The sequence below is a fragment of the Synechococcus sp. CS-1326 genome (assembly GCF_025128115.1).
GTDB lineage: Bacteria > Cyanobacteriota > Cyanobacteriia > PCC-6307 > Cyanobiaceae > Regnicoccus.
In genome coordinates, this window is sequence record NZ_JAHLYV010000004.1 from 1 (window position 1) to 15,662 (window position 15,662).

Annotated in this window: 15 protein-coding genes, 2 tRNA genes and 2 pseudogenes; 13 read left to right on the forward strand and 6 right to left on the reverse strand. The window is 64.1% G+C overall.

What is annotated here, in order from left to right; genetic code table 11:
- On the reverse strand, positions 1-1,253 hold a 1,253-nt coding region (locus tag KQ307_RS00665; RefSeq protein ID WP_259726616.1), incomplete at its 3' end, for a VCBS repeat-containing protein.
- A 368-nt stretch (positions 1,254-1,621) separates the two neighbouring features.
- The gene (locus KQ307_RS00670; protein WP_259726617.1) at positions 1,622-3,178 is read right to left on the reverse strand and encodes an O-antigen translocase; all 1,557 of its coding nucleotides are present in this window, start codon (positions 3,176-3,178) and stop codon (positions 1,622-1,624) included.
- Positions 3,179-3,885: 707 nt separating this feature from the next.
- Between KQ307_RS00670 and KQ307_RS00675 the strand changes: the two genes are divergently transcribed.
- Together KQ307_RS00675 and KQ307_RS00680 are read left to right on the forward strand one after the other, a co-directional pair.
- Positions 3,886-5,307: an exopolysaccharide biosynthesis polyprenyl glycosylphosphotransferase gene (locus KQ307_RS00675; RefSeq protein ID WP_259726618.1), complete on the forward strand. Its 1,422-nt coding sequence runs from the start codon at positions 3,886-3,888 to the stop codon at positions 5,305-5,307.
- A gap of 201 nt (positions 5,308-5,508) precedes the next feature.
- Positions 5,509-5,658: a hypothetical protein gene (locus KQ307_RS00680; RefSeq protein ID WP_259726619.1), complete on the forward strand. Its 150-nt coding sequence runs from the start codon at positions 5,509-5,511 to the stop codon at positions 5,656-5,658.
- Between the two features lie 156 nt (positions 5,659-5,814).
- Here KQ307_RS00680 and KQ307_RS00685 read toward each other — a convergent pair.
- Positions 5,815-5,886, reverse strand: a tRNA-Thr gene (locus tag KQ307_RS00685).
- 10 nt (positions 5,887-5,896) lie between these two features.
- Positions 5,897-5,978: transfer RNA gene (locus KQ307_RS00690), tRNA-Tyr, on the reverse strand.
- 37 nt (positions 5,979-6,015) lie between these two features.
- On the opposite strand from KQ307_RS00690, the gene aroQ reads away from it, so the two are divergent.
- Both aroQ and KQ307_RS00700 read left to right on the forward strand, forming a co-directional pair.
- Complete coding sequence (aroQ, locus tag KQ307_RS00695; protein WP_259726620.1) at positions 6,016-6,456, forward strand: type II 3-dehydroquinate dehydratase; 441 nt, start codon at positions 6,016-6,018, stop codon at positions 6,454-6,456.
- Positions 6,453-7,043 (forward strand): tRNA-(ms[2]io[6]A)-hydroxylase, encoded by a 591-nt coding sequence (locus tag KQ307_RS00700; RefSeq protein WP_259701963.1) that lies wholly within the window; start codon positions 6,453-6,455, stop codon positions 7,041-7,043. Before aroQ ends, KQ307_RS00700 begins: the two co-directional genes overlap by 4 nt.
- 17 nt (positions 7,044-7,060) lie before the next feature.
- On the opposite strand, the gene KQ307_RS00705 is transcribed toward KQ307_RS00700, so the two are convergent.
- Positions 7,061-7,600 (reverse strand): acireductone dioxygenase, encoded by a 540-nt coding sequence (locus KQ307_RS00705; protein WP_259701964.1) that lies wholly within the window; start codon positions 7,598-7,600, stop codon positions 7,061-7,063.
- Positions 7,601-7,714: 114 nt separating this feature from the next.
- Here KQ307_RS00705 and KQ307_RS00710 point away from each other — a divergent pair, with 114 nt between their 5' ends.
- Both KQ307_RS00710 and KQ307_RS00715 read left to right on the forward strand, forming a co-directional pair.
- Entirely contained in the window at positions 7,715-8,437 is a 723-nt protein-coding gene (locus KQ307_RS00710) for an SAM-dependent methyltransferase (protein ID WP_399241818.1), read from the forward strand.
- Between the two features lie 42 nt (positions 8,438-8,479).
- Positions 8,480-9,256, forward strand: coding sequence for a DUF4079 domain-containing protein (locus tag KQ307_RS00715; RefSeq protein WP_259701965.1), 777 nt, complete (start codon positions 8,480-8,482; stop codon positions 9,254-9,256).
- Here KQ307_RS00715 and dusB read toward each other — a convergent pair.
- Positions 9,178-10,173: a tRNA dihydrouridine synthase DusB gene (gene dusB / locus KQ307_RS00720; protein ID WP_259701966.1), complete on the reverse strand. Its 996-nt coding sequence runs from the start codon at positions 10,171-10,173 to the stop codon at positions 9,178-9,180. The two genes, KQ307_RS00715 and dusB, sit on opposite strands and share 79 nt — an antisense overlap.
- 23 nt (positions 10,174-10,196) lie before the next feature.
- On the opposite strand from dusB, the pseudogene KQ307_RS00725 reads away from it, so the two are divergent.
- The 7 genes and pseudogenes from KQ307_RS00725 to proC form a co-directional block, all read left to right on the forward strand.
- Positions 10,197-10,589 (forward strand): annotated as a pseudogene (locus tag KQ307_RS00725) (DUF1823 family protein); the annotation flags it as partial.
- 56 nt (positions 10,590-10,645) lie between these two features.
- Positions 10,646-12,001: pseudogene (gene der / locus KQ307_RS00730) on the forward strand (ribosome biogenesis GTPase Der); the annotation flags it as partial.
- A gap of 126 nt (positions 12,002-12,127) precedes the next feature.
- Positions 12,128-13,060 carry a CbiQ family ECF transporter T component gene (locus KQ307_RS00735; protein ID WP_259726623.1) on the forward strand — a complete coding sequence of 311 codons (933 nt, stop codon included), beginning with the start codon at positions 12,128-12,130 and terminating at the stop codon, positions 13,058-13,060.
- 22 nt (positions 13,061-13,082) lie between these two features.
- The gene (locus KQ307_RS00740) at positions 13,083-13,361 is read left to right on the forward strand and encodes a PipX family protein (protein WP_259701969.1); all 279 of its coding nucleotides are present in this window, start codon (positions 13,083-13,085) and stop codon (positions 13,359-13,361) included.
- Positions 13,358-14,023, forward strand: a complete 666-nt coding sequence (locus tag KQ307_RS00745; protein WP_259726670.1) for a YggS family pyridoxal phosphate-dependent enzyme — start codon at positions 13,358-13,360, stop codon at positions 14,021-14,023. The genes KQ307_RS00740 and KQ307_RS00745 overlap by 4 nt, the downstream gene beginning before the upstream one ends.
- A gap of 135 nt (positions 14,024-14,158) precedes the next feature.
- Positions 14,159-14,746, forward strand: a complete 588-nt coding sequence (locus tag KQ307_RS00750) for a cell division protein SepF (protein WP_259702181.1) — start codon at positions 14,159-14,161, stop codon at positions 14,744-14,746.
- Between the two features lie 47 nt (positions 14,747-14,793).
- A complete protein-coding gene (gene proC / locus KQ307_RS00755) occupies positions 14,794-15,564 on the forward strand; it encodes a pyrroline-5-carboxylate reductase (RefSeq protein ID WP_399241816.1) in 771 nt (256 codons plus the stop codon).
- Positions 15,565-15,662: the final 98 nt, after the last annotated feature.

The following is a 15,662-nucleotide window of genomic DNA, read 5'->3' on the forward strand; positions in this document are numbered from 1 at the left end:
GTGCTGTCGATCGTGGTGACGTCGACTCCGGAGGGATCGACGTAGCGCACGGTGAAGGTATAGGCCCCGCCTGGAGCGACCGTGATGTTGCTGGCCGTGAGCGTGGCTGCCGGGCCGGTTCCGTCGTTGACCGGCGGCACGGACGCGTTGATCAGGACGCCCGCACTGCCGCTACCTCCGCTGCCGAACCAGTTGGCCGTGGCCAGGTCCAGAAGTCCATCTGCGTTGAAGTCGGCGGCTATCACTGCGAAGGGTGTGTTGCCGGTGGTCACCGTCACCGGCGCGCTGAACACACCCTCGCCTTGGCCATAGTGGATGCTGATCGAGTTGCCGCCGGGGTTGTTGCTGTTGTTGGGATAGTTCCCTGCGGTATTGGCCGTCAGCAGATCCAGCAGGCCATCCCCGTTCACGTCGGCGATGGCGATGCCCTTGGGCACGGGTCCAGTGCCCAAGGGCGCCGTTGACATGAAGGTGCCGTTGCCCTGGCCGAGCAAAAGGCTGATGGAGTCGGAATCCTGATTGGCTGTGGCCAGATCCAGGTTGCCATCGCCGTCCACATCGGCCAACCGGATCGAGTGTGGACCTCCTCCTACGGAATAGGTGGCCGTGGCCGTGAAGGTGCCTGCCGCTGCGCCAGCAACGCCGTTGAGGAGGATTGTTACGCTACCACTGTTGGTATTGGCTACGGCGAGGTCGGGACGGGAATCATTGTTGAAGTCGCCAAACTGCAGGGAATGAGGAGCGTTTCCAACGTTGTAGACAAAGGAGTTGCTGCTGCTGAACACACCGCTACCGCTGTTCAGTAAAACGCGAATGATGCTGCCGCCCCAACCGGCCACAGCGATGTCCAGGTCGCCGTCGAGGTCCACATCGGCAGCAACTGCCTCATGGCTGCCGGGAGCTCCTCCAAGAACAACAGCCGGAAGGAAGGTGCCGACAGAATTTGGATTGTTGTAGAGGATGCTGACCGTACCGGCATCTCCTTGATTGGCCGTTAGCAGATCAAGCCGGCCATCGCCGTTGAAGTCGACCAGAACGACTGACTTCGGCTGATCGCCGACCACGCCATAGGAAACCGCGCTCTGGAACGTTCCATCTCCCAGGCCAAGAAGCACAGACACACTGTCTGTACCAGCGTTGACCACAACAAGATCGTTGATGCCGTCACCATTGATGTCGCCTGCTGCGACACCATGAGCCCCTTCGCCTGTGGTCAGCTCAATCGAAGGAGAAAAAATTGCGGGATCAGGCATCTGCAATATGGAGCATCATTTGCGGATAATAGCAGAGAAATCGATTGCTCAGCAGGAGATGCAGCGAAAGGATCTCTAAGAATTGAGTGAGAAATTAACTTTGGTTGTGGGAAGCATGGAATTGCGCCATTGAAAGATAGGGGACTTGGGTTTCGGCTCAGAGGTAGAAGAATGCGAATAAACGCGAACCCTATGATTAGGAGTGGCGCTGAGTAGCACCGCTCAGGCAAGCTCCAGCGGCACACAACATCAGACGGTAGTATTAGTTTCTGCAGGATTGTATGCGCTGTAGTATTCAATATGCAAAGAGGGGAAATTAGTTCCGCTATTGCGAACTGCTCAATCTTTGTTCGTATCGAAATACCTATTCAATCTTTCCTGCTGCTACGCATGATACCAGACAGGCTATTGGAAATGCTCCCCATCCCGGTCAGTCTGAGGGTCGTTCGAACACAGAGCAACAAGCTTGCCAAGGTGATGATCGTGCCAACGGCAAGTGCCGGCCATTGTGAGAGCGTCTTCTGCAGAACAAATGTCATCAGGCATGCAAGCAAGAAATAGGAACCTGTTCGACGGTTTTCCGCAGACCATTGGAAACCAGTCATGTTATGGGCTAGAAGGTAGACAAACAGAGCTTGGAACACGTTTGTCAGCAAGAAGGCGATTGCGGCGCCTTCGAGCCCAAAAGCATGGAGACCCCACCACGTGGCGGCGATATTGAAGGTAGCCCAGGCTGCCTCGACGGCAAAAAAGGCCAACCTTCGATTCATGGCAATAATGATGAATCTCATCGGCGTGACAATAATACGTATGGCCATGCCCATGCATATCCACTGCAGCAGAACGATTGAGCCGAAAAACTTTGCGCTGTAGAATAAATGGATGGCCAGTGGCGCAAAGGTAATGGTCGCGATGATGCCTGGTGCAGCCATAAGCATGCTCACGGTTGTTTGCTCATTGACTGTGGCATTGCAGACGTGATGGTCATTTACCACGCCGACGAGGCGTGGATAGAAGTCCATTGCGACTGCCTGCAGGACAAAGCCGACGTAAAGCCCTCCTACCGTCCAGGCGGCTTGATAGAGGCCTGCATTTTCTATCCCCTCCATACGAATGATGAAAGTCCGCACCACATAATCGGACCCGGACATCAGCAGACCACTAGCCAGAAAGGCCAGCCCCAAGTTGAACAGAAGGGCGGTCTCCCGGGCCACCTCGCCGGCCTTGGGAACGACGACTGCCTTTCCGATGCCGCGGCTGAACCACCAGGCGAGCCCTAGGTAGGCCATTGCAGCAGCAACTAGAGACGGCACGATGGCGCGCTCCCTGAGGAAATAGACAAGAACGACGGTGGCGATGGTCCCCAGCAGCGCGCCAAATACGGAGAGCTTCGCCACGGCCTTCATCCGGCGCATGCCCTGGAGGAGGGCGCCACGGCCATCCGCCACCACGGTGAGGAACAGCGCCAGGGCGAGAAGGGAAATGGAAGTGGCCTGCTCCTTCGTGCCGAAGGTCAGTGTCGAGACAGCACCTGAGCTGGCCCAGAGGGCGATGGCGCCAAGAAACCCGCACAGGATGGTGATCCGTCGCAGGACGAGGGCTACGAGGGCAAGACGCTGATCGTCCCCAGTACTCGCGGCCTCAGCAACCTGGCGGACTCCACTCTGGGTCATGCCCAACTGAGCCATGCTGCGGGCCAGTTCCTGGACCATAGTGAAGGTTCCCATGAGTCCAATTCCTGCTGGGCCGAGCAGGACTGCCAGGGTCTTGGCGCGCAACGCCCCCAGAGCAGCGCCCATCAAAGCCGATGAGCCGATCAACGCTGATGCTTTAAAAACGCCCCCGAGGGAGTTATCCGTTGCGGGCGAGCGGGATTCCTGTGCTTCGGCGCTAATGCCGTCGCCTGGCGAGCTTGGGGGCTTCATGGACATGGCCGAATGCCCTGTCGGGTGAACCCCTTTGTGAAGCTCACCCTGCGGTTGCCAACCGAACGGTGCCGTCGCTGACCCCTTCCGTTGCCTGGTCCCTTAATGCTCATTATTCATCATTCGGGGAAATCTTGTCGGTCCTGCCGTAAGGCAGGACCTGAGTGTCCAGTCTTTGAGCCAGATGATCAAGATGGCCCGACAAGGCACCCAGAGCGAAATTCTCGACAGGAGAAAGCTTGAGAATCTTACTTGCCTCCGTGGCAGGCCAGTCTCTGTGTCATTTATTGCGGGATCCCACATCGACATGAGTAAAGCCTGAATGCAAGTGGAGACTACTTCCAGAGAACCATCAGGAATTGGCAAGAACATATCTTTTGCATCCTATCGATTCCTCGTACACCGACTGAGACGATTCCATTGATGAGCCCTCTCTCCTGACAGGCGCTTCGTTCTCGGCGATGTGCTGGCGATCATCGCGATTTCCCTCTGGACTTGTCTTTGGTGAGGATATGCAGGCTTGGGACCTATTGTTGAAACGATGCCAGCCATGGTCGAACTTGGAGACTTGGCTCAACAGATTCGAAAAGGCTTGAATAACGATGCAAACCAGAGCTAAATCTCATTCCGTCCGAAGGCGGATAAGGCCTGAGCGTTTGGGAGGGTCAATTCGTCAAACTTCTGAGCGCCATGAGTCAATAGGTTGCTTGAAGCCTGACCTCCTTCGTAGAAGCATTTTTCGGCTTCACGGGCGCGATTTTGCACGTATTCTGAGTTTTTTTGATCTCCTCATTCCCTCTACTCTCTTTTGGCTGATTCCCTCTGTTAGTGGCAATCAGCTTCCATTAAGGCTTCACCTTCCTGGTGTTCTCTTGGTGCTGTTGTTCTCGCTGATATTCTTTAACCACGGCAAAATCTATCAGCCTTACCGCCAGACCAGCCTGTTTACGTTGGTCCTACGCATCACTGTCAGCTGGTTTCAGGTGCTCACCGCCCTGCTCCTAGTGGGATTCGCGACCAAAGTCACTGCCACTTTTTCTCGTCTCGATTTTGGCTCCTGGGCGCTTCTTGTCTGGCTGATTCTGATTACCATGCATGTTGGTAGTCGACTCGTTCTGCGTTTTCATCGCAGGAATGGTGGCAACACCAAGACAGTGCTGTTCTGGGGCTCATCCGAGAGTGCCTTGGCCTTTTACCAGGAACTGAACGACCTGCCCCAGCTAGGGCTTCGACTTGTGGCTTGGTTCAGACCACCCAATGGAGCCTTGCCTCCATTACCGCCGGGCATGAAGCCCCCCATCGGTGGAGGACTGAGGGAACTGCGTGAGTGGCTTGATGCCAATGCTGTTGATCTCATCTTCTTCAGTCATGTGAACACCCAGGATGTGTCGATGAAGGCCCTGATCCATTTTTTTGGCGACACCTGCAAGCCCGTCTTTTACGTGCCGCCATGGGGTCTCCCCTCGATGCGCTTCCACGTAGAGCAGATCGGCAGTCGTTTCTGCATCGGTCTCTGGGGCAATAAGGATTCGCTGATTGATACTCAGATCAAGCGGCTGTTCGATCTCCTGTTGGCTGGAGCTGCCATCATCTTTCTGGCGCCATTGTTCTTGCTGATCGGAGCACTGGTGGCCTGCACCAGCCCAGGTCCGATCCTTTTCCGCCAGGCACGCTATGGCCTCAATGGCCGTCGCTTCAAGATTTGTAAATTCCGCACCATGACGGTGACTGAGAATGGCGATCAGCCTGGTCTGCGTCAGGCCAGCCGTGACGATCTCCGCATCACGCCGATTGGCCGTTTTCTGCGACGCTGGTCACTCGATGAGCTGCCCCAGCTGTTCAATGTGCTCACAGGCTCCATGAGCCTGGTTGGCCCTCGGCCCCATGCCGTTGAGCACAATGAGCTGTATCGCAAGCTCATCCCCGGTTACATGCAACGTCACCAGTTCAAGCCCGGAATCACTGGCCTTGCTCAGGTGGAAGGTTGGCGCGGTGAAACTGCCGAACTGATCGCCATGGAAAGCCGCATCGATGCTGACCTGCGCTACCAGCGTGAATGGTCATTTGGTTTGGATCTTGAGATCCTGATCAAGACGATCCTGCATCTTCGCTCGACAAACGCCTATTAAGGGCAGCGAAGGGTTCTCTTTCCACGGGTCATACGTTGGGCATGAGTGTGGATTCAGTACAGGCGAGGAAGATTGTCCGCCGGCTGGCGTGGAGCTCCCGCCGCAGATTCACTCAAAAACCCCTCTGGTATCCCTCCCGCGTCGGTGCCAGTGGTGCCGCGTCTCCAGACTCAGTGGACCATCCAGGTTGCTGGCTTCCGGTTGGCCATCGGTGAGCGGGAGTTGAAACCGCCGGGTGATGGATGTGCGACCTTGGCCTGGATCCAGCCGCTCTCCTTAGATAGTGGCTATGCCGAGGCTTTCGCTGCCCGACTGGGTCTTCTGGCCAAGCTGGTGATGCTGGGTGCGTGATGCACCGATAGGGCTGGTGGGATATTGACATGCCGAGGATCAATCAGCGCCTCGGCAAAGCGCACGACGGAACATTTGGCTTGGTGATGAGCACCACCTCCTCTCCGGGGGGAAAGGTTTTTCCGTGAAATCCAGTTTTGGACTGGGTTTTCAGGAAGCCCTTGACGAGAATTGAACTCGTGACCTCTCCCTTACCAAGGGAGTGCTCTACCGCTGAGCTACAAGGGCATGTGGAAGGTGGGCCGGGTTGGATTTGAACCAACGTAGGCGAAGCCAGCGGATTTACAGTCCGCCCCCATTAACCACTCGGGCACCGACCCGCACCACACCTCGACAACTTACCAGCCAACCTCCCCCATGCATTTGCTTGTGCTGCACGGCCCCAACCTGAATCTTCTGGGCCTCCGCGAGCCCGGTCTCTATGGCACCACCAGCCTGGATCAGATCAATTCGGGCCTCCAGCAGAGAGCAGCTGAGCTGGGCGCGAGCCTCAGTTGCTTTCAGAGCAACCATGAGGGTGCCCTGGTCGACAGGATCCAGCTGGCCGCCGGGGACAGCAACGGGATCCTCATCAATGCCGGCGCTTTCACCCACACCTCGATCGCCCTGCGCGACGCCCTGCTGGCGGTGGCCCTGCCCTTCGTGGAGCTGCACCTCAGCAATACCCACGCCCGTGAGTCCTTCCGCCACGCCTCCACCCTGGCCGACAAGGCGGTGGGTGTGATCTGCGGCTTCGGCCCCACCAGCTACCGGCTTGCCCTTGAGGGGCTGGTGGCGCATCTGCGGGAGGGAGCATGACCTCGGCCCGGGTGCGCTGGCTGGCCGCGCCCAGCAGTGAGGCCTGGCTGGAGCAGGCCCTGGCCCACCCCCTGGAGGTGCTGATCGACCATGCCCATTGCGAACGCAAGGCGGCCGGCGTGGCCCTGCAGCTGATGTTCCGCTACCCCTCCGATCCCGATCTCGCCTCGGTGCTCAGCCCCCTGGCCCGGGAGGAACTCGAGCATTTCGAGCAGCTTCTCGCCCTGTTGCAGCGCCGCGGCATCCAGCTGCGGCCCCTGGCCGCGCCCCCCTATGGCGCCGGCCTGGCCAAGTTGATTCGCCGCCAGGAGCCTGGCCGCCAGCTCGACAGCTTTCTGGTGGCCGGGCTGATCGAAGCCCGCAGCCACGAGCGCCTCGCCCTGCTGGCCGGCCGTTGGTCCGACCCTGAGCTGGCGGGCCTCTACGCCGGGCTGCTGGTGAGCGAGGCCCGCCATTTCGGCCTCTACTGGGTGCTCTGCGAGCGCCGCTGGCCGCGGGCTGAGCTGATCGCGCGACTGGAGGAGCTCGCCGCCGCGGAGGCCGAGCTGCTTGCTGTTCTGCACCCCCAGCCCCGATTGCACAGCTGAGCCCGCCCACCGGGGAGTCAGGGGAGCAGGGGGAAGCGCGCGGCGATCGGATCCTCGGTGAAGCGGGCCACCCAACCTTCGGGATTGTCGAAGAAGCGGATGGCGGTGAACCGTGGGGCGCTGCCCATGTCGAACCAGTGGCGGGTCCCGGCCGGCACGCGGATCAGGTCGTTGCGTTCACACAGCACCTGCAGCACCTCCGTGCCGAGATGCAGGCAGAACAGCCCGCTGCCCTCCACGAAGAAGCGCACCTCGTCTTCGGCATGGGTGTGCTCGGCCAGAAACGTCTGGCGCAGCTCCTGCCTGGCGGGGTGATCGGGGCGTAGCCGGATCGCATCCACCGTGGGGTAGGGACCCTGGCTCTGCACCCGGGCCACCTCATCGGCGTAGGCGGCCAGCACCGTGGCGGGATCGGCGTCAGCCGCCAGGGTGGCCCGGGCTGCCCAGCGCTCGAAGCCGATGCCCCGGCTGCCCAGCTCGGCGGCGATCTGCTCCCCGTCGGTGCTCTCCAGCTGCGGCGTGGCGGTCGCGGCGGTGTAGATCGTCAGGCGGCTCAAGGTGGCGGGGGCGGCGGAATGATCAGGCAGCCTAGAAATCCGCGTGGAATCCCGTTGAGCGAATCCTTCGAGCTGATCGGTGCCACCCCGCCCGGTCCGCCCGGCCTGAGCCTGGTGGGGGTGGGTCCGGGTGATCCGGAGCTGCTCACCGTGGCGGCGGTGCGCGTGATCCAGGCAGCGGATGTGGTGGCGTATCCGGTGGCGCGGCCGGGGGGGGAGGGCATGGCCGCCGCGATCGCGGCCCCCTGGCTGAGAGCCGATCAGGGGAGGTTGCCCCTGGTGTTCCCGATGGTGCTGGAGGAAGAGCCGCGGCGGGCGGCCTGGCATGAGGCGGCCGATCGCCTGGCGGATCAGGTGGCGGCCGGCCGCCGGACGGTGCTGCTCTGCGAAGGGGATGTGTCCCTGTTCGCCAGTGCGTCCTATGGCCTGCTGGCGGTGGCCGAGCGCCATCCCGAATGCCCGGTGCGACTGATTCCCGGCATCACTTCGGTGGCGGCGGCGGCGGCGGCGGCTCGCTGGCCCCTGGCCCTGCAGCAGCAGGGGCTGCTGCTGCGCACGACCCCGGACCAGCCCGACGCGCTCGAAGCGCTGCTGGATAAGTTGCTGCAGGAGCCGGAGCGGCAGAGGGCCAACCTGGCCCTGCTCAAGCTGGGCCGTCGCTGGAACTGGGTGCGACCGTTGCTGGAGCGACGCCGGTTGCTGGGCCAGGCACTGCTGGCCCAGCGGGTCGGCTGGCCCGACCAGCTGCTCGCCCCGGCCCTGCAGGTGCCGGCCGCCGAGCAGCCCTATTTCTCCTTGCTGCTGCTTCGGCTCGGCGAGCCCTCACTGCTTCCCTGAACGGGGGTCCGGTGCTTATCTCACAGCGTCGCCCTGCCTCCTATGACCCCGATCGACTGGTTCTCCCTGCTCCATCCGGTGCTGGTGATTCTGTTCGTCTATCCCGTTGTCGGGGCCACGATCCGGCTGGGCATCCTGGCCAGGGAACGGCGCCTGAAGATTCATCCCCTCCCGCCGACCGTGGGGGTGGAGCACGCCGACCACGGCCGCTGGCTCAGCGCTGGTGTGGTGGTGGCGGTGCTGATCGCCCTGACCTACTCCTTCCTCAGCAAGGCCGTCGCTCCTGAGCCCCCCTTCTCGGGTGGTGCCTCAAGACTGGCGCTGCTGATGCTGGTGGCCGCCGGCACCTTCGTGAGCCTGCTGGCGCTCTGGTGGGTGAAGCGGGCCGGCCTGCGGGCCAGCTTTGCCCTGCTCACCTGGGCCGGCCTGCTGGGGCTCGGCAGTCAGCCGGAGATCTGGCGGCTCAGTGACAACCCCTTCAGCGCCGCTTTCTGGAGCTCCCACTACTGGAGCGGGGTGCTGCTCACCGGTTTGATGCTGTTCTCGATGGCGGCGAAGCCGGAGATCTTCCGGTCACTGCGCATGAAACGGCTCCATGTGAGCGCCAATGTGCTGGTGGCCGTGCTGCTGGCGGTCCAGGCGATCACCGGCAGCCGTGATCTGCTGGAGATTCCGCTGAGCTGGCAGAAGCCGACGATCTACGGCTGCAACTTCGAAACGCGCACCTGCCCCCCTCCGGCTCAGGCCCTGCTGAGCCCCGCTTCCGCCTCCCTGAGCAGGGCCAGTGCGGCGGAAGCGGTGGCTGCCCCCATCAGCTGACGACGCAGCTGGGCCGCTCCGGCGAAGTCCTGGCAGGTCCAGCCCAGATGCTTGCGGGCAATCAGCAGACCCTTTTCGCCCCGGGCGCTCACCAGCTCCCTGAGCTGCTCGGCCGCCAGGGCCAGCCGCTCGCCGGTCGACGGCTCCGGCGGCACCGCCCGCCCGCGCAGGGCCGCATCGATGCGGCCCACCAGCCAGGGATGGCCCAGGCTGCCGCGGCCCACCATCACGCCATCGGCGCCGGTGATCGCCAGGCAGGCGAGCGCCGTTTCCGGACTGGTCACATCGCCGTTGGCGATGACGGGGATGGCCAGGGCCCGCTTCACCGCGGCGATCGCCCGCCAGTCGGCCAGGCCGGAGAATCCCTGCTCCCGGGTCCGGCCATGCAGGGTGAGGGACTGGGCGCCGGCGTTCTGCAGCGCCAGGGCGAAGCCCAGCGGATCAGCGCTGCCGCCACACCAGCCCAGCCGTGTCTTGACGGTGACGGGAATCCGCACCGCGCCGCTCACCGCCTCGACGATCCGCATGGCCAGATCCGGGTTGCGCAGCAGGCCACTGCCGCCGCCCTTGCGGGCGATCTTGCGAACCGGGCAGCCCATGTTGATGTCGATCAGGAAGGCGCCGGCCGCTTCGGCCCGCCGCGCCGCCTCGGCCATCGCCGCAGGCCGGTGATCGAAGAGCTGCACGGCGATCGGTCCGGTTTCGCCGGCCAGATCCTCGAACTTCTCGCCGCCGTGACCGTGCTCGAGGCTGGTGGCATGAACCATCTCGGTGAACAGCAGGGCGTCCGGGGCCCAGCGGCGCACCAGGGAGCGGAAAATCCGGTCGCTCACGCCGGCCAGGGGGGACTGGAGCACGCGGCAGTCGAGCTGTCGAGGAACGCCGCGCCCCAGCCAGTGCAGGGGAGAGGTCAGCATGGAGATCCCAGCCCGCTGCCGCGATGGCCCCCTCTGTCGTCCCGCTCAGCCGCGACCTGCTGGATCGGATCCTTGCCGACCGGATCAGTGATCGGCTCGTCTGCGAACTGGTCTGGCAACGGCTCGGCTACCGGCCGGCGGTGCCTGGCCTGGAGGGCGGGGTCTGGACGGCCGGAAGTGAAACCCCTTCGGACTGGGCCGCCGCCTATCCCGAAGCCCCCGAGCTGATCGGCGAGCGCCCGGCCAGCGTCAGGCTCACCCGCTCGATCCCGGCTGTCCACAAGCAGTTGCTCAAGGAGCAACTCGGTTTCGGCGGCTACCGGATCGATGAACTCAGGCCCCGCCTGACCCGCCGCGCCACTGCCGTGAGCTGGCTGCTGGCCTGGCTGGCTCAGCGTGGGGATCCGCTGCCCGAGTAGCACATCCCTCTGTAGGGTCAAAGCAGAACAATGTTTGGTTGAAATAAGTTTGTTTGGCGTTACCCGTCGTCGCCATTATCGGCCGCCCCAATGTGGGCAAGTCCACCCTGGTGAACAGGCTGTGCAAGAGCCGCGAAGCGATCGTGCACGATCAGCCCGGCGTCACCCGCGACCGCACCTACCAGGAAGGGTTCTGGGGTGATCGCACCTTCCTGGTGGTGGACACCGGCGGCCTCGTCTTTGATGACGACAGTGAATTCCTGCCTGAAATCCGGCAGCAGACCAACCTGGCCATGGCCGAGGCGTCCGTGGCGGTGGTGATCGTCGATGGCCAGCAGGGGGTCACGGCGGCCGATGAGGCGATCGCCGAGTGGCTGCGCAGCCATGCCTGCCCGGTGCTGCTCGCGGTGAACAAGTGCGAGTCGCCGGATCAGGGCCTGGCGATGGCCGCCGATTTCTGGGGGCTTGGCCTGGGTGAACCCCATCCGATCTCGGCGATCCACGGTGCCGGCACCGGCGATCTGCTCGATCAGGTGATCGGCTTCCTGCCCAAGGCGGAGGATGTTGACACGGAAGAGCCGATCCAGCTGGCGATCATCGGCCGCCCGAATGTGGGCAAATCCAGCCTGCTCAATGCGATCTGCGGCGAGCCGCGGGCCATCGTCAGCCCGATCCGCGGCACCACCCGCGACACGATCGACACGACGATCGAGCGGGAAGGCAAAACCTGGAAGCTGCTCGACACCGCCGGCATCCGCCGCCGTCGCAGCGTCAGCTACGGCCCGGAGTATTTCGGCATCACCCGCAGCTTCAAGGCGGTGGAGCGCAGTGATGTCTGCGTGCTGGTGATCGACGCCCTCGACGGGGTGACCGAACAGGATCAGCGGGTGGCCGGACGCATCGAGGAGGAGGGTCGGGCCTGCGTGGTGGTGGTCAACAAGTGGGACGCGATCGAAAAGGACAGCCACACCATGCCGGCGATGGAGAAGGAGTTGCGCGCCAAGCTCTACTTCCTCGACTGGGCGCCGATGCTGTTCACCTCAGCGCTCACCGGCCAGCGGGTGGAGAGCATCTTTGCCCTGGCTTTCCTGGCCGTGGAGCAGCATCGCCGCCGGGTGAGCACCTCGGTGGTGAACGAAGTGCTGCAGGAGGCCCTGAGCTGGCGCTCGCCGCCCACCAGCCGCGGCGGCCGCCAGGGCCGTCTGTACTACGGCACCCAGGTGGCGACCCGTCCGCCCAGCTTCACCCTGTTCGTCAATGACCCCAAACTGTTCGGTGACACCTACCGCCGCTATGTCGAGCGCCAGATCCGCCAGGGCCTCGGCTTCGATGGCTCACCGATCAAGCTGTTCTGGCGTGGCAAACAGGAGCGCGATGCCGACAAGGAACTGGCCCGCCAGCAGGCCCGCTCCAAAGCCCACAGCGGGATGCATGGCGGCGAACACAGCGAAGACCCCAGTGAGGAGCATGCCGAGACGCGCCCTGAGCGACCCGCCGCAGCGAGCTGACCCCTCCGATCGGAAGGCGGCGCCCTGATGGACTGGCTCAGGCAACTCCCGATCGGCCAGTTCGTCGATGGGGATTCCAGCTGGCTGCGCCGCCTCGACCCCCGGCTCAAGCTCGGTTGGACCATCGCCTTCCTGGTGACGCCGATCCTGGCCGGCCCCCACTGGCGCCTTGCTCTTGTGGCGCTCCTGATCCTGATCACCGCCTGCAGCGGTTTGCCCTGGCGGCTGTGGCGGCTCAGCCTCCCCGCCCTGCTGGCCCTGAGCCTGCTGGTGGGATTGCTCTCGGCCCTTGTGCCGGCTGGAGCGGTTCCGGCGGCCAGCCTCAGCCGTTCCCCCGCCGAGCTGATCCTGGCCCCCACCCCGCCGGCTCAGCCCCCGCCGGAGCGATCCGGAGAAGCCTGGGAAGTGCTGCGCTGGGGGCCTGTCCGGCTCGGGCCCCTGCCGATCGGTCCCCTGGTGGTGAACCGGCGTTCAGCGGAGCTGGGGCTGAACAGCGCCAGCCTGCTGTTCACCCTGATTCACAGCGCCAACCTGCTGCTGGTCTGCACACCGCCGGAGGAGCTGGTCTGGGCCCTGAGCTGGGCGATCACGCCGCTCAAGGCGCTTGGCCTGCCGGTCGAGCGGCTCGGCTTCACCCTGTTGCTGGCCCTTCGCTTCCTGCCGCTGGTCCAGGAGGAGTTCCAGAACCTGCTGCGATCGATCGCCACCCGCGCCGTGAACCTGCGCAGGCTTGGCTGGAAGGCCAGCCTCGGCCTGGGTCTGGCGGTGGCGGAGCGGCTGCTCGCCAATCTGCTGCTGCGGGCAGAGCAGGGTGCCGACGCCCTGATGGCCCGTGGCGGCCGCTGGTCGTCCCCTCGCCAGCTGCGCCTGGCGTTGCGGGTGGCGAGAAAGCTCAACTGGGTGGCCGGCCTGGCACTGATCGGCTTGCTTGGACTGCGCTGGCAGTACGGTGCGCTGTGATTGGTAGCTGACAGAACCATCTGTGACCGCAGAGGCGAGTACCGAGCGATACCTCAACCACCCCACCTTCGGACTGCTTTACCAGGTGGCGCCGGCCGGAGAGGGGCGTGATCTGTTCGCCACGCTGTATGCGCAGCGCATGTTCTTTCTGGTCACGATGCAGTCCAGGAACGCCCACTTCGAGGTGATTCCGCTGATGGATGCCCGTCACTACGCCGAGCAGAACCTGGCGCGGGCCCGCCGCGATGGCAGCTCCATGCTGCCCCGCTGGCGCCAGCTCTTCGACCAGACCTTCATCTGAGCGTGGCCGCTTCCGCCGATGACGGCCTCCGGCAGCGCCTGGAGTCGCTGTGGGCTGAGCTGCCCGAGGGCAGCCGGCTGCTGGCGGTGAGCAAGGGTCAGCCGGCGGATCGGATCAGGCGGGCCGTGGCGCTGGGCCAACGGAGCTTCGGCGAGAGCCGCCTCCAGGAGGCGGTGGCGAAGCAGGCCGAGCTGGGTGATCTCGAACCCCTGGACTGGCACTTCATCGGCAGGCTCCAGGCCAACAAGGTGCGGGGTGTGCTGCGTCATTTCGGAACCATTCACTCCCTCGACAGCCTGGAACTGGTCGAGCGGGTGCAACGGATCGCCAGGGAGGAAGGCCTCAGTCCGGCGGTGTTCCTGCAGGTGAAGCTGCGCCCCGATCCTGGCAAGACCGGTTTCGAGCCGGCCGAGCTGGAGCGATTGCGGCCGGTGTTCAGCAGCCTCGCTCCCCTGCGGCTGGAAGGGTTGATGGCGATCGCGCCCCTTGATCTGCCGCCGGGCGAACGCCCGGTGCTGTTCCGCGAGTGTGCCGCCCTCGCCGGTCGCCTCGGTCTGAAGGAGCTCTCGATGGGTATGAGCGGGGATTGGCGGGAAGCGGCGGCGGCGGGAAGCACCTGGGTCCGGATCGGCTCGGCCCTGTTCGGAGCCCGGGCGCTCTGACTCCGCCTGGCCGGCCGGTTGGGCGGGAGAGTGTGTCGAAACGGTGTGTCGGAACAGGATTTTCAGCGACCGGGCCGGTTGCCAGCGCTGACGTGGGACGCTATTCAGGACAAGCTCAACACGAAGGAATTCAAGGTGTCGTTGTTCTCCCGCCTGCGTGCCGTCGTCTCCGGTGACGATTACCTGGAGAGCGACTACGAGGACGAGCTGGATTACGACGCCGGTGAGGCCACCCGGCCGCCGGGCAGCAGCCGTGGCACCGCCGCCGGCCAGCTGGACAGTGGCAGCGGCCTGGCCCTCTCCTCCGATTTCCTGAGCCAGGATCCGTTCGGCGGCAGCAAGGTGGTCGGCATGCCGGGTCTTTCCTCCTCGGCGGCGGAAGTCACCCTGATGGAGCCCCGCAGTTTCGATGAGATGCCCCGGGCCATCCAGGCCCTGCGTGATCGCAAGACGGTGATCATCAACCTCACGATGATGGAGCCGGATCAGGCCCAGCGGGCCGTGGATTTCGTGGCCGGTGGCACCTACGCCATCGATGGTCACCAGGAACGCGTCGGCGAGAGCATTTTCCTGTTCGCCCCCAGCTGCGTCACGGTCACCACCGCCTCCGGCGAGGAGCCTTCCTCCCCCACGATCGTGCCTTCGCGCGATCTGGGCGCTGACACGGAGGCCGCTCCCAGCCCGGCCTGGGGCCGCACCGACATCAGTTCCGGCCACGGCTGATCGGCTTGGCCTCTCCGCTTCGTCTGGGCGTGATCGGCCTGGGCCGCATGGCCCGGGCCCTGCTGATCCCTCTGCTCGAGGAGGGGGTGATCCAGCCGGAAGGGGTGCGCGCCGTGGTGGCCAGCGACGCTTCAGCCCAGCGGCTCCAGGCGGAGTTGGGGGTGGCTGTCTCCACCGATGCGGCCCCGGCCTGGGAGCAGCCCGTCATCCTGCTCGCCATCAAGCCCCAGCAGCTGCAGCAGGTGGTCGACCTGGCGCCGCCATTTGATCCAGCCCGGCCACCGCTGCTGGTGTCGCTGCTGGCCGGGGTCAGCCTGAAACGCCTGCAGCAGTGCTTTCCCCATGGCCGGCTGGTCCGGGCCGTGCCGAACACCCCTTGCCTGGTGCGAGCCGGGATCACCGGCCTGGCCTGGGGCGCCACGGTGGAGCAGGAGCAGCGTGATCAGGTCTGCCGCTGGTTCAGGGTGCTCGGCCAGGTGTTCGAGCTGCCGGAAGGCCAGCTGGATGCTTTCCTTGCCCTCGCCTCCTCCGGGCCGGCGATGGCGGCTCTGCTGATCGAAGCGTTGGCCGATGGAGGAGTGGCGGCGGGATTGTCCAGAGCGCTGGCCCAGGAGCTGGCGCTGGCGATGCTGGCCGGATCGGTGGATCTGCTGCAGCAGGGGGATCTCCACCCAGCCCAGCTCAAGGACATGGTGGCAAGCCCGGCGGGCACCACGATCGCCGCCCTGCGCCGGCTGGAGCAAGGCGGCGTGCGCTCGGCCCTGATCGAGGCGGTGCTGGCCGCCGCCGAGCGCAGCAGGGCCCTGGCGAACGGCTGATCCGGGTTCACACTGATCCGGTTCCAGGCTGATCCGATTTCAGATAGATCCGATTTCAGACAGATCCGTTTCATATTGATCCGTCTTCAGACTGATTT